The sequence below is a fragment of the Nostoc flagelliforme FACHB-838 genome, from assembly GCF_014698065.1.
GTDB classification, from domain to species: Bacteria; Cyanobacteriota; Cyanobacteriia; order Cyanobacteriales; family Nostocaceae; genus Nostoc; species Nostoc flagelliforme_B.
The window spans coordinates 14,755-28,411 of the sequence record NZ_JACJSI010000041.1; the positions used below are offsets into that span (position 1 = coordinate 14,755).

General features: G+C 44.5%; 10 protein-coding genes. 1 reads left to right on the forward strand and 9 read right to left on the reverse strand.

All coding sequences use genetic code 11. The annotated features are described in order from the left end of the window. Positions 1-18: 18 nt before the first annotated feature. The 4 genes from H6G97_RS19935 to H6G97_RS55420 all read right to left on the reverse strand — a co-directional run bounded on the left by H6G97_RS19935 (position 19) and on the right by H6G97_RS55420 (position 2,942). Positions 19-927: an alpha/beta fold hydrolase gene (locus H6G97_RS19935; protein ID WP_190942445.1), complete on the reverse strand. Its 909-nt coding sequence runs from the start codon at positions 925-927 to the stop codon at positions 19-21. Between the two features lie 141 nt (positions 928-1,068). Continuing rightward, positions 1,069-1,818, reverse strand: coding sequence for an SDR family NAD(P)-dependent oxidoreductase (locus H6G97_RS19940; protein ID WP_338421780.1), 750 nt, complete (start codon positions 1,816-1,818; stop codon positions 1,069-1,071). A gap of 217 nt (positions 1,819-2,035) precedes the next feature. Next, the gene (locus tag H6G97_RS19945) at positions 2,036-2,287 is read right to left on the reverse strand and encodes a hypothetical protein (protein ID WP_190942447.1); all 252 of its coding nucleotides are present in this window, start codon (positions 2,285-2,287) and stop codon (positions 2,036-2,038) included. A 157-nt stretch (positions 2,288-2,444) separates the two neighbouring features. After that, positions 2,445-2,942 (reverse strand): sigma-70 domain-containing protein, encoded by a 498-nt coding sequence (locus tag H6G97_RS55420; protein WP_338421781.1) that lies wholly within the window; start codon positions 2,940-2,942, stop codon positions 2,445-2,447. 7 nt (positions 2,943-2,949) lie between these two features. On the opposite strand from H6G97_RS55420, the gene H6G97_RS19955 reads away from it, so the two are divergent. Next, positions 2,950-3,261 (forward strand): hypothetical protein, encoded by a 312-nt coding sequence (locus H6G97_RS19955; protein WP_190942449.1) that lies wholly within the window; start codon positions 2,950-2,952, stop codon positions 3,259-3,261. Between the two features lie 109 nt (positions 3,262-3,370). Here the strand turns inward: H6G97_RS19955 and H6G97_RS19960 are convergent, their stop codons facing one another. The 5 genes from H6G97_RS19960 to H6G97_RS19980 form a co-directional block, all read right to left on the reverse strand. Beyond that, complete coding sequence (locus tag H6G97_RS19960) at positions 3,371-6,280, reverse strand: NHLP bacteriocin export ABC transporter permease/ATPase subunit (RefSeq protein WP_190942450.1); 2,910 nt, start codon at positions 6,278-6,280, stop codon at positions 3,371-3,373. A gap of 3 nt (positions 6,281-6,283) precedes the next feature. Continuing rightward, positions 6,284-8,509: an NHLP family bacteriocin export ABC transporter peptidase/permease/ATPase subunit gene (locus tag H6G97_RS19965; RefSeq protein WP_190942471.1), complete on the reverse strand. Its 2,226-nt coding sequence runs from the start codon at positions 8,507-8,509 to the stop codon at positions 6,284-6,286. A gap of 380 nt (positions 8,510-8,889) precedes the next feature. Further along, on the reverse strand, positions 8,890-10,329 hold the full coding sequence (locus tag H6G97_RS19970; protein ID WP_190942451.1) for an NHLP bacteriocin system secretion protein: 1,440 nt from the start codon (positions 10,327-10,329) through the stop codon (positions 8,890-8,892). Positions 10,330-10,484: 155 nt separating this feature from the next. Next, positions 10,485-11,882: an ATP-binding protein gene (locus tag H6G97_RS19975; protein WP_190942452.1), complete on the reverse strand. Its 1,398-nt coding sequence runs from the start codon at positions 11,880-11,882 to the stop codon at positions 10,485-10,487. 81 nt (positions 11,883-11,963) lie between these two features. Then, on the reverse strand, positions 11,964-13,628 hold the full coding sequence (locus tag H6G97_RS19980; RefSeq protein WP_190942453.1) for an FAD-dependent oxidoreductase: 1,665 nt from the start codon (positions 13,626-13,628) through the stop codon (positions 11,964-11,966). Between the last annotated feature and the right edge of the window lie 29 nt (positions 13,629-13,657).

Below are 13,657 nucleotides of genomic sequence, written 5' to 3' on the forward strand. Positions count from 1 at the left end.
GGGGTCACAAACCTAGAATTAAGATTTGTAATCCTCGCCAAAGAACTGGAGCAGCTGTTCAATCAGGTACTCTGGACGTTCTTCAGGAATAAAATGTCCGCAGCCTTCAATAACTGTACCGCGAACATCCTCAGCAACTGCCTGCATTGCCTTAATTGGGCGATCGCCTAAACCGTGGGAAGCTCCTAGAACTAGTACTGGCATTTTGAGTTTTGTCTTGGCATTTTCTTTATTTTGTTGCACTGACTCATAAATAGCGCGGTAAAGTCCAAGAGAACTGCGTACTGCTCCTGGTGCAGAATACCAACGAACATACTCGTCGATTTCAGCCTCAGAGATTCCAGACGGGTTATAAGAAAACTTATTGAAAAAGTAGGAAATGAATATCCGTTCTCTGCCTGCAATAAGTGCCTCTGGGAGATCAGGTACAGCATTAAAGTTAAAATGCCAAATTCCGCCACCTTGTCGGGAGGTTTCTGAGGAATACCCGGCTAGGTCTTCCCAGCCGAACCCTGGAAGCGTTGCATCAAGGTTTACAAATCTACGTACATCTTCTGGATGAGCAGATGCATAGGCGTAGTTTACTGGGACACCCCAATCAGACCCAGCTAAAAAAATCCGCTCAAAACCGAGAGAATGGACTAATTGGTAAATATCTTCAGCTTCGGTACGGCTATCGTAACCAGTTGCTGGCTTGGAAGAGTCACCAAAGCCACGAATGTCAACTGCAATCACAGTATAGTGTTCAGCTAAGGCTGGCATAACTTTATGCCACTGATACCAAGTATGTGGCCAACCATGCAACAAAACTATTGGATCGCCTTTGCCACCTATTACGTAGTGCAGACGTATCCCGTTCACAAAAGCATATTGATGGGTAAATTTCGCTTCGAGAGTCGTTTTGATATCTGCTAAATAACTTGTCATGTTTGTACCTTTGTATAAGAGTGCGTTGATATCTTGTGAACAAAACTGTGATCACACCTTTTGAAGCTTCCTAAGTTTTTTGATTGGATTGTATCAACCATTGTCACTTCTAGGCTTGTGTCAGAAATATAGGTGAGCAAATTAGTTGATTGCTCCTACACCTCCGCCGTCCACCCGAATATTTGCACCGTTAATGTAATCTGCAAGTGGACTGGCTAAGTATGCAATCATGTTTGCTATTTCGTCAGGTCGTCCCAGACGACCTGTTGGGTTAGACCAATACTCTTGCATAGCGTGCTTTTCAATGTCTGCCCACTCTTTACCCCATCCTTTGTGAAGAGCAATTTGATGAAAAATATTTTTTGCTCCTTCGGTTGCAATAAGCCCAGGACTCACCGTGTTGACGGTAATGCCTGTTTGGAATAACTCCTTTGCAAGACTCACAGTCAGATTTAAAGTTGCAGCTTTTGTAACTTGATAGTTAGGTAAGGAAGCATTAGGCTGAGTGGCTAATCCGCTAGCAATCTGGATGATACGTCCCCAACCTAGCTGTTTCATTCGGGGTACAAGAAGCTGAATCACCCGCACCATAGAAATCACATTAGTGTTATAAACTTCAGCCCATTCCTCTGGTTGGCTATTAATCCAGTCCCGGTCTTCGTATGAGCCAGCATTATTGACCAAAATTTCCACACCATCAAGAGTTGATAGTATTTTTTCAGCCACTTGATTTGCGCCTTCATTGGTTGCTAAATCTCCAATAGCAACAAAAGCTTGCCCACCATCTTTACTAACCTCTTGAGCCACTCTATTAGCTTGTTCTTCCCTTCGTCCGTGTATGACAACGATCGCACCTTCTTTAGCTAAAGCTTTAGCGATCGCAGCACCAATTCCACTACAACAGCGAGAAGAGGTGTTGAGTTGGTTGCAAACTAAGGACTGTTGGGAGCTTGGAGAACTGGAGTACAAATTGGGCCAAAATCAGTAGAATATTTTTATAAAAGTAGGAATAAAAAAAGAACACTCGCTCTGATGCTTCAATTAAACAAAAGAGCGATCGCCTTTATACTTAAGCGAGAGCTTATCGCCCTTACCTCAAAACAAAAAATCACCCCTCAATGCCTTTGCCACTCTTGTAGTTCATCGCTCTGGGTTTCCTCTTACCTATAGGGACTACTTTCGATTGCTTGGGAGGTTGTGGCGGACGGCATTTCTCGCAATATAGAGGTCGGACACCAAAGGTTTCTCGTTGTGTGGGTTGTTCGCACTGCTTACATACGAAGTTGAAAACACGAGTGTGAATTTCCCGCTTGTGCGCTCTAACAGTGTACTCTCGGACATCGATTGTTTTGCTGGGCATTGATTAGTTTTTTAAGTTGCTATTTATAAATATAGTTTCTTGTTTTTGATTAATAGTATAGCCAGAGCATCATCTTCATGATTAAAACAAGGATAATTGCCCTGGGTAAATATTACCTTTACGTCCGCGATGGTAGTAGAGGTGGAAATCATTCTAATTAATTAAGATACTCCTTAATATCACTTTTTTGACGGCGAAGAATAGAGAGCGCTTTCTGTTCAAGCTGGCAAATTCTTTCTCGGCTTAAGTTAAGGCGTTCTCCAATTTGAGTTAAGCTCAGTTGATGGCCATTTTCTAGCCCGAAACGTAGGGTTAGTACTTCTCGTTGTATTGGGGCTAAGGACGCTAGCAACTCTTTAATATTCTGGTGCATCAATGAAGAATTTAATTCTTCCAAAGGGGAAACATTTTCGTCAGCTAAAAGTTCACTTAATTCGGTATCCTGCTCATTCCCCACTCGCATTTCTAAAGAAACTAGCTTTCGATCTGCTTGAATATATTCTTGAACCTGCTCTGGTCTTACCTTCAGGGATTCAGCAATTTCTACCACAGTTGGGTTCCGACCCAAGGACTGGGATAATTCACGCTGTATTTTCTTTATTTTGTTGAGTCTTTCGTTGATATGAATGGGCTCCCTGGTTTGCCGCCTGATAATCTCAAAATTGAGTCAATGTTGCAGCAATTTACGTCGTCACCAGCGGCGTATTAGTGGGCGGAAATCAACTGTTGAATTGCGTGATTTTGGGCAATATCAGGTTCTATTCCTTGCTGAGAATGAGAAACAGCTACTTGAACAAATTCAGCAAGTACCTATAGCTGAGTATAAAGCTCAACATCGTAGATTAGCTGTTTCTGAAGCTCCTCGCCAACAAAAACATCGCCTTCATCGTCATCCAGTTAACACAATACAAGCTTTAGTCGATCAACATACGGAACTTCTTACTGTGCTTGAGTCTCAAGTCTTGAAATACTAGATAGCTAGGGGTCAGGTGGGAAAAAGTAGTATTTTTACGCTAGAGATGAAAGTTTTATCTTCTAATAATAGAGTCTGAATAAATTGGATAATTTATTTTTTAGAGTTCATTAAAGCTCCCCTTCTAACTGTTGGGCTACTAATCTGGCAAATAACCCTGATCGGGCAATCAATTCTGAAAAATTACCTACCTGCACGACATGACCAGCGTCGATAACATAGATGCGATCGGCGTTACGAATCGTGCTGAGGCGATGGGCAATTACCACTCTGGTAGCATTTAACTTGGCTAAACTTTCAGTTACAATTGCCTGGGTGCGGTTATCTAGGGCGCTGGTTGCCTCATCCATCAAGATAATTTTAGGCTTGGAAACAAGCGATCGCGCAATCAATAATCTTTGCCGTTGTCCACCGGAAAGATTACTACCACCCTCAGCGACGATCGTATGCATCCCCATTGGCATTTGCTTGATATCATCAGCAAAGCCTGCCATTTGTGCCGCTGACCAAGCTTCTTCTAGGGAAACCAAAGCCCCGGCGGTGATGCTATCAAAAATCGATCCTGTGCCGATTTTACCATTTTGTAGTACTACTCCTAACTGTCTTCGCACAGCCTGGAGTTCCATGTCTGCTAAATCTTTGCCATCATAATAAATGCTACCTGTCAATGGAGTTTCAAAGCCTAATAACAACCGCAATATCGTTGATTTTCCACTTCCAGAAGACCCAACGATCGCGATAAATTCTCCTGGTTCGGCATGGAGGCTAACATCATTGAGGATTAAGCTGCCATTCTCCGAGTAGCGAAAGCTGACACGATTTAGGGCAATACGACCGTTTAATTGACCGGGGTTAACCTTGGTTGGGTCATATTCAGGTTGCGATCGCCAAATCGGTTTTGCTCGTTCCCATATTGGTACAATACTCCAAATTTCCGATACAGTATTGCTCAGGTCAATTACTCCTTTGATAAAAATCGTCAAAGCATAGTTGAAAGCAACGAATGTACCCAGTGTCAGGCGTGTCTGCATCAACAGCATGGCAAACCCAAACAGCAGTATAGAACTTACCAAAGGGAGTGCTTCGTTAAATACAGAAATACCATCTTTAATCTCTTGCCAACTCGCCTTCAGTCGGATCTGCTGGCTGTACTTTTTTGCCCAAGCTGCAAATGCGCGTTCTTCTGCCATTGTCACTCGCAGTTTGGCGACACCGTTGATTAGTTGTATCGTGAGTCCTTGAATTGCACCATTCAGTTCTTGCTGTTTTTGCGATTTCTTCACCAAGAAGAAACTCGCAACAGTCGTAACCACAGCGGCAAATATTGCTAAACCTACGCCCACAAGCGCTAGTTGCCAACTGTAAATAAACATCAGCACTAAGTTGAATAAGGCAAAGACTCCACTCAATAACGTCCGTTGCGTAGCACCGCTGATTTTTTGATGAATTTCCCTCACTGCCATAGCGCGGTTAAGCAAATCTCCAGAAGTGTACTGGCGAAAAAAGCTAGGGCTTAATCTCAGCAGGCGATCCCAGATGGCTGGCTGTAATATGCTATCAGTGGCGCTTTCGACTCGTAGGGTAATAATACTTTGGGCAACTTGAAAAGCTAACTGTCCAAAGGCGACTGCAAACATGACCAATCCTATCTGCCACAGTAGAGCGCGATCGCTATCGGGAATGGCATGATTGATTAAAATTGCTGTTGCTTGCGGTGCAACCATCCCCAATATTGTGCCCAGTAGCCCTACCACTAATATACTGGCGATGTCTTTTTCATAACCCTTGACCCCAAACCGCAGCAGGTCGATGGCCTTGAGCGCAACTTGGGGTAATGGTCGATACAGAACGTAGGCTAATGGTGACAGTGTTTTTGCTACTGATTCATTTACAGGTGTCCGAGTCCGCGCCACGGGGTCAAAGATGACATAATCTCGATTATCTCTAGGTAACAACGCCACTGGGCGCTTTTCCAACTGAGTATAAGCTAACATTGCTCCTTGGTCTTGATGCCACCAGCCATCTGCTAAAGTTATACGCCGAATCCGAATTTGTGATGCTTGTGCGATCGCAGCTACAGGGTCTTTAATAGAATTTAAATCCTCTGCTGGTGGACGAATCTCTATTCCCAGCGATCGCCCAACTGCACCAAATGCTACCAGTAAGGGCGGCCCTTCGTGAGAAAAAACCGCCTCCTGCTGCGGCTGCAATACTGTTGCTAAGTCAGAGAGTGCGCCCTCTATTACTTGCTGATTAAATTGCTCACGTTCTTGAAATTGCCGAAATTCTGCTTCTGCTTCTTTATTTGTCAGCAAACTGAAGTAGTGAAAGAAATAAGTATGCAAACTGGCTAAACCTGCCAGAAGTTCCTCGTAATTTTCTACATTTACCGTTGGCAACATCTGTCCGATAACCGCATTTTCTGCTTCCAGCCACATAGTATTCGTGAGCGGAAACGCTGGTGAGGTAGAATTCAAGGTTAATTCCTCAACTCCCATCCAGTGAGTATTGCCTTGCTGCAACTTCACCCATAGAAGTGTTTGTTGCCTCCACTGTAGCGTTTCACCAGGGGATAATGAAAAATCCCGCCCTAATGTCTGCACAAGGTTTAATGGCGTTGTCAAAACTGTTTGCTGGGCACTAAGAGATTGTCCTAAATGATTTACCCAACCTTCTAAAAATTCTATGGCTTGAGAGTCCGCCGCCGCGATTCCCTTAACCAAATCAACCATTGACATCTGGCATAATTGGGTGGGTTCAACTGCGATCGCGACAAAACTCCATTGGCTTTGTGCTATTACTTCCGGTAACAACGCTGCACTAAACAATGCTTCACCAGCGTTGACATGAAACAGATAGCGGCGATGCTCCTTTGGTAAGCTGTTCTTAACTCTAGTGGCAAACACCGCCAATGTTCCAGACTGCACTATCCAGAATGTTTTTGAGTCATTCAATAGTAATGGTTCGTTTGCTTGAAAGGAGTACAGTTTAGAAGAAGGATTCACCTGTGCGCTACTCATTACCTATGCCTCTGCCGCGTGAAGTAAGCGAAGATAAGTTCCGCCTTGCTGCCATAATTCCTCATGGGTGCCACGCTGTACGATTTTACCTTGCTCTAGCACAATAATTTCATGGCAATCGCGGATTGTGCTGAGGCGATGGGCTACTACAATACATGAACAACCACGCTGTTGCAAGTTACGGTTAATAATCAACTCTGTTTCTGCATCGAGGGCGCTGGTTGCTTCATCCAGTACTAAGACTGTAGGATTTCTCACCAAAGCGCGGGCAATTTCTAAACGCTGGCGTTGTCCACCACTAATATTCATACCGCCTTCAATCAACTCAAAGTCATATTTTCCAGGCATAGATGCGATCGCATCATGAATTGCTGCATCTTGGCAAGCCTGCACCAAATCAGCTTCTGGCAAAGTTGAATCCCAAAGAGTGATGTTTTCTCGCACAGTGCCAGCAAATAAAAAGATATCCTGTTCAACCATTGCCAACCAGTTAGCCAGAACAGAACGCTTAATTTGCGATCGCTCTACACCATCAAAGCAGATTTCCCCATCCCAAGGCTGATAAAGACCGCAAATTAATTTAGCAACTGTAGATTTACCAGAACCACTTCCCCCCACAAGCGCTATTCTTTGCCCTGGCTTGACAGTCAAGCTCAAATTCTCAATCAACGGAGGTTCTACACGACTATAGCCAAAAGTGACATTTCGTAACTCAACATGACCCTGTAATTGCCAAAGAGACGAGAAAGTAATTTCTCCCCCTGCTTCCCCTGCTTCCCCTGCCTCCCCTGCTCTCCTGTCCCCCTCCACTTCCAAATCAACAGGATTTTGCAATACATCATCAAGGCGGTTTAAATCAGCTTCTAAATCTTGGAGTGTACTGCCGAAATTAACGAGGCTATTAACTGGCTCTAAGAAGCTCAGTGTTAAACTTTGGTAGGCAACGAGCATTCCAATACTGAGATTGCCATTCATTACCTGTAAACCACCAACTAGCAGAATAGAAGCTGTGGTTAAGGCTGTCAAAATTGTGGGTAATGTGGTGAAAATTTGAGTTTGTAAACCTAATTCTTGTTGGGCGTTGAGCGCTTTAGCATAATAACCCGCAAACCGAGCAAATAAATCTGACTCTAGCCCAGAAGCTTTGATGGTTTCTATCGTTTGGATGCCGCTAATTGTTACTCCACCCACCTTGCCATATTCCTGAGCTAGGCGCATATTCGTCTCTACACGAGTTTGCGATAAAAATAAAAGAGCGAGAATGTTGATTAAAGCAAAACCAACTGCGATCGCACTCAGCAATTGGTCATACTGAATCATAATCAGCAGGTAAAAGACCATCATCACTGTGTCAATTACTGTGGTTGCCAAAGACCCTGAGAGTACTTCTGCCACCCGGTCATTCAGTTGCACTCGGCTGCTGATTTCCCCAGCAAACCGTTGGTCATAAAACCCAATGGGCAATCGCAGGATATGCCAGAGAAACTGTCCTGATGTGCTGACTGATAACTTAACCATCAATCGCCGCAGGTAGGTAAGCCGCAGTCTAGCAAGGAATGCCCGTAATAAAGTAGTTAAGAGCATTCCTAACAGCAAAGGTCGTAACCAATCTTGCCGATCTTGAATTAAAATTTCATCGATAAATACTTGAGAAAAGGCTGGCACAGCTAACCGAGGCAGTGTTAGCAATAACCCAGCTAGCAAGCAAAATAAGATAGTAACTCGTGAGTTTTGTAAGCGGCTACTCAAGGCTGAGACAATGTGATTTTTTTTGCCTCCCTTCTGAAAATCCGCCCCTGGTTCCATTGTCAGCACAACACCCGTGTATGCGCGATCGAACTCTTCCCAACTCACTGTTCTCCGACCATTGGCTGGATCGTTGAGGTAGACGCGTTTTTTGCTATATCCTTCTACTACGAGAAAATGGTTAAAATTCCAAAAGGCAATGTAGGGAAGACGGGTAGTTTTGACGTTTTCCAGAGACAGTTTTAAACCTTTAGCATTGAGTCCATAGTTTTTGGCAGCTTTGATGATATTCAAAGCTTTACTCCCATCCCGCGAAACACCGCATTCTTCACGCAGTTTAGCCAGTGGCACAATTCGCCCGTAATAGCTAAGAATTATTCCTAAAGCAGCCGCACCACATTCGACCGCCTCCATTTGCAAAAGTGTAGAAGTGCGGACACGTTTTGGTTTAAATTTTGGAATTGGGAATGGGGCATGGGGCATGGGGGATTGGGCATTAGTATTAGAACTTGAAAGTTGAGCTTCTGAGGGTGGAAGTTGAGCTTCTGAGGGTGGAAGTTGAGCCTCTGAAGGTGAACGTTGAGCTTTTGAAGGTGAGCGTTGAGCTTCTGAAGGTGAGCGTTGAGCTTCTGAGGGTGGAAATTGAGCCTCTGAAGGTGGAAGTTGAGCTTCTGAGGGTGGAAATTGAGCCTCTGAGGGTGAACCTTCAAGTTTTAACCCCAATGCTCAAATTAACGCTATGTGCAACTTATCCTTAGAACCCCGCTTCCATTCCTCTCCCCCACAGGGAGAGAGGCTTTGATTCTTGCTCCCATTCCCTTGTAGGGAAGGGGTTGGGGGTTAGGTATGAGAGAAGGCTTAAATTAATAAATTCCCGTCCAAGAGCGCAGCATAGGAATAATATAAGAAATTGGTGCTTTTTCTCCAACTTTCACTTGAACTGATGTAGTTGTGCCAGAAGATATTTTTAAGGCTGGGCCATCAGAGGATGACCAGTTATAGCCACTGACTGATGTAGGGTTTTCTTGAAGTTTGACAAAAGCTTGCACCTTGCCTTCACCTTTACCTGCAAGACTAGCGGCAATTTCTTTGTTACCAACGATCGCTGTAATATCTTCTGTTGTTACCGGAAAGAAAGAGATATCTGCAACGGTTCCCAAAATGCCACCTTCGCGTTCGCGTGTGGCAAAGCTGGGAGTCACTTGTACAGCCATTCCAGGCTTGATTTGCTTACCATCTTTATTAGCAAAGTAAACAAGACTCATAAGTTTTGAATTTGGCTGTTCAGCCTCAATTGACCCCAAGCGACTACCCGGATTCATCATTTGACCAGGAACAGCGCTCAGTTCGAGAATGTGACCATTATATTTGCTAATAATTCTACTTTCTTGAGATAATTGCAGTTCTAATTGGGCAATTCGCCGCTTTACTTCCCTAATTTGATTGGTTTTATCAATTGATTGCTTTAAGTTTTGTTCGCGTAGTTTAGTATTTTGAGTATTAATATCTTTAATTTTGGTTTTAATTCCGTCAATTCTGTTGAGATTTTCCAGATATTCTCGTTGGGTGGTGGTTTCTTGGATTTCGAGATCCTTGAGTTGTACGTCAATATTCGACAGTTCACTTTGAGTATTAAAATATTCTTGTTCAGCTTGTACCAGCATATCTTGACTGATAACATGCTCCTTAAAAAGCTGACGACGGTTATCAAGCCGTCCTTTTAGAGTTTTGAGTAAGTAATTAATTTGTTGTTTGCGAGAATTAATGCTTTGACGTTTTTGGGCGATCATTCTCAATGTTTGATCGCGTAACTTTGGCGCACCTTGCTCTCGGCGCAGACTATTTTCCAGATCCATTTTTTGCTGCCCAAGCGTCATGATTTGTTGGTCAATCAGCAGCTTTTCTAGCCTGTCAGTTTCTTGATTCTGGGTTTGCAGTTGTTGCAACTTTATCTGCTCTTGCTGCAACTGCTGTTTTAGCGCCGATTGGTCGATAATACCCAGCACATCACCTTGTTTAATAATATCCCCCGGCTTGACCTTGAGAGTTAGTAATGGGCCAGAACTAGGTGCTTGAAATTCCACAACATGGTGCGGTTTAATCAAGATACCTTGACCTGTGACAGTCAGAGGAATTCTACCAAACACACTCCAAACGCCAGCCACAGCAACTACAAAACTCATGGCAGATAAAGTCAACCAAGCTTGAGGCTTAACCACATTTATCGCTTGATCGAGTTGTTCTGGTGAAGATAAGCGATCTAGGGCTTCTTGACGGAAGATGTGGCTATGTTTTAGTTGCATTGTTCTCCTTCTGGCTGACAGCACCTAGAACCTTAAGACTTCTAGACTTTTAAGATTAAGGTGCGATCGGGGAGAACTAGGGGAGAAATAAGGGAAGCGATCGCTTCTACTACTTCAAATCAAAGCCGTCCTGAAAATGCGGGGCTTGAATCCCATTAATTTGCGGTCAAAGGCAAGCAGATGGTGAAACAAGTTCTACCTGGCTGCGACTCAAATGAAAGCGTACCGTGATGGCGATTCTCTACAATCCGGCGAGTAGTTTCTAAACCCAATCCCGATCCCTGTCCCACTGATTTGGTGGTGAAGAAGGGTTCAAAAATGCGTGTTTTAATTTCAAGTGGAATTCCACTGCCTGAGTCGATGATGTCAATATGGGCAAAGCGATCGCAATGATGTGTTGTAATTTCTAGCAGTCCCTTACCATCCATTGCATCAATGGCGTTGTCGATTAAGTTTGTCCACACCTGATTCAGTTCACTGCCATAGGCAAGAATTTTCGGAAGACTTTGATCGTAATTGCGTTGCACTTGGACACCGCACTTGAGTTTATGAGTAAACAATCGCAAGGTATCTTCTAAACCTTGATGTATATTTACTTCTTGCTGAGTGCCTTGATCGAGGTAAGAATAAGACTTCATTGCTTGCACAAGTTCGGAAATCCTTTCAGATCCTCGCAAACCATGTTTAATCATTGACATGACTTCAAAGGAAAGCGATAGCCAGTGCAATCCCATTTCTCGCAATTCCGTGTCGTCGTTGCGCCAACGTTCCATTAGTTGCTCTAGGGTTTCAACCTCAACACCACCTTCAGCTAAAGGTTCTGCCAATTTCCATGCTTGGTTTACACCATAGTCTTCTAACCATTCCAGCAATATGGCTTCGCGATCGCTTAGTGTCACCGGATCTAGGCGATTATTCAAAATCGCATCATAGCCTTGATCGCGTACTCTCAACCAGTGTTGAGTATGGGCTTCGTCAGCATTGCGTTGCCCATAAACTAAGTTCATTCGTTGTAACTCTAGGATGGCGGGTGGCATCTCTCTTAAAGTCCGAACGAGGGCTGCGGCTGGGTTGTTGAGTTCATGAGCTAAACCTGCGGCAAGTGTCCCTAAAGCTGCCATCTTTTCCCGCCCACGAATGAAAGACTCTAGCCCCCGGACACGACTTTGCATAATTCGGAAGACCATCCGCTCAAAATCACGACATTCATGCAGCAGTTTACGGAAGTCCTCTCCCTTCATTTCATAGAGGTGGCAATTTGTGAATGCCCGCATTGTCACAGGTGCAGGTTCATCTGTGAGTATTGGAATTTCACCAAAAAAGGATGGGGCTTCGTGTTGCCCGATGGGAATTTCAACTCCTTGACTGCGGCGGGTAATGTTGATTTTACCTTTAACTAAGATAAATAAGCGACATACAGGATCTCCCTCATAAGACAACACTTCTCCGACGGAAAGTTCAACTGTTTGAGCGCGATCGCAAACCCATTGCAATCGCTCTTGAGGAAGCTGTTGAAACGGGTCTAAGTTGATTAATTCTTCAACACATAACATCAATGAACCTCCTTGAGAGGGCAGGGGGCAGGGGAGCAGATTTTACTTAAACAGCTTGTAGCTTAGTATTCGCCGCTTTAGCTAAACATTACTCAGGTAGCGGTGAACAAATTGAATGGCGATCGAACCTTCTCCCACACCGGATGCCACCCGTTTAATTGAGCCATAGCGGACATCTCCGGCTGCGAAGATGCCTGGAATGTTGGTTTCTAGCAAAAAAGGAGAGCGTTCCAAATTCCACCCACGAGGAGATTTGCCATTATCCATTAAGTCTGGCCCTGTGATGATAAACCCCTGAGCATCGCGTTGGATAACACCATCGAGCCAATCAGTTTTGGGGCTAGCACCGATGAAAATAAACAGCGATCGCGCTGGCACGGTTTCAGTTTGTCCAGTCTTGGCATGAGCAATCACAATTGCTTCTAAATGTTTCTCTCCCTTCACTTCCACGACGCTGCAACCTGTGCAAACTTGGATATTTTCAGTCGCGGCAATTTGGTCAATCAAATATTGAGACATACTCAATGATAATGATTCACCCCGCACCAACATAATCACTTTGCTGGCATACTTAGAAAAGTGCATTGCTGCTTGTCCGGCAGAGTTTGCCCCGCCTACCAAGTAAACCTTTTCGTTGCTACAGGCGATCGCCTCAGTCATGGCAGCACCATAGTAAATTCCTGCTCCTGCCAGCTTTTCGGCTCCTGGTACATTTAGCCAGCGATAGGAAACGCCGGTTGCAACTAAAAGTGCATGGCAACTAATCTCGCTACCATCTGCTAATTGCAAAACCCGATAAGTATCTTGCAGCCTAACCCCAGTTACTACTTGAGGTGTGAGAATCTCTACCCCAAATCGCCGCGCTTGGGTGACTCCCCGCCTTGCCAAATCACTACCGCTCAAGCCAATAGGAAACCCCAAATAGTTCTCAATCCGCGAACTCGTGCCTGCTTGTCCTCCTGGCGCTTCACGCTCAATTAAGACAGTACTCAATCCTTCGGAAGCGCCATAGACTGCGGCGGCCAGTCCGGCAGGGCCAGCACCGACGATCGCCAAGTCATAAAAGGGACGCTCTGCCTGAGTTTGCAGTCCAATTTTGGCAGCAATCTCAAAATTAGATGGTTGAATTAACTGAGAACCATCAGGAAACAGCACCAAGGGCAATTGTTGTCTACAATCAGCTTGGGCGTATTCCACCAATTTTGCCGCCTCCGGTTCCAGTTCAATATCTAACCACTTAAATGGAATCTGGTTACGTGCTAAAAAATCTTTCACCTGATGTGAAAAAGGCGACCAGCGATTACCAATGACTCGAATGCCTTCAAAGGGTGGGCGGAATCCAGCTAGCCAGTCATCCAGCAAATCATCTAAAACAGGATATAGCTTCTCTTCTGGTGGATTCCAGGGCTTGAGTAAGTAATAATCAAGTCTGGCACTATTAATTGATTTAATCGCGGCATTCGTATCTGCATACGCCGTCAACAAGGCACGTTTTGCATCTGGAAAAATGCCTTTTGCCTGTTCCAGAAACTCTACACCTCCCATCTGGGGCATACGTTGATCTACCAAAAATAGAGCAACTGCTTCATTCCGTAATTTAAGTTGCTGCACCACATCCAGAGCAGTAATACCCGAATCTGCCCGAAGAATACGGAAGCGATCGCCATACTGATGCCGTAAGTCTCGTGACACTGCTTGCAGTACCTCTGGATCATCATCGACGGTTAAAATTGCTGGTTTCGCCATAATTACTGTTACTCAATAATTGCAGTGCC

Excerpts from the sequence above, each read along its gene's own strand:
- H6G97_RS19935 (WP_190942445.1), bottom strand. The coding sequence starts at position 927 with ATGACAAGTTATTTAGCAGATATCAAAACGACTCTCGAAGCGAAATTT.
- H6G97_RS19945 (WP_190942447.1), bottom strand. The coding sequence starts at position 2,287 with ATGCCCAGCAAAACAATCGATGTCCGAGAGTACACTGTTAGAGCGCAC.
- H6G97_RS19960 (WP_190942450.1), bottom strand. The coding sequence starts at position 6,280 with ATGAGTAGCGCACAGGTGAATCCTTCTTCTAAACTGTACTCCTTTCAA.
- H6G97_RS19965 (WP_190942471.1), bottom strand. The coding sequence starts at position 8,509 with ATGCCCCATGCCCCATTCCCAATTCCAAAATTTAAACCAAAACGTGTC.
- H6G97_RS19970 (WP_190942451.1), bottom strand. The coding sequence starts at position 10,329 with ATGCAACTAAAACATAGCCACATCTTCCGTCAAGAAGCCCTAGATCGC.
- H6G97_RS19975 (WP_190942452.1), bottom strand. The coding sequence starts at position 11,882 with ATGTTATGTGTTGAAGAATTAATCAACTTAGACCCGTTTCAACAGCTT.
- H6G97_RS19980 (WP_190942453.1), bottom strand. The coding sequence starts at position 13,628 with ATGGCGAAACCAGCAATTTTAACCGTCGATGATGATCCAGAGGTACTG.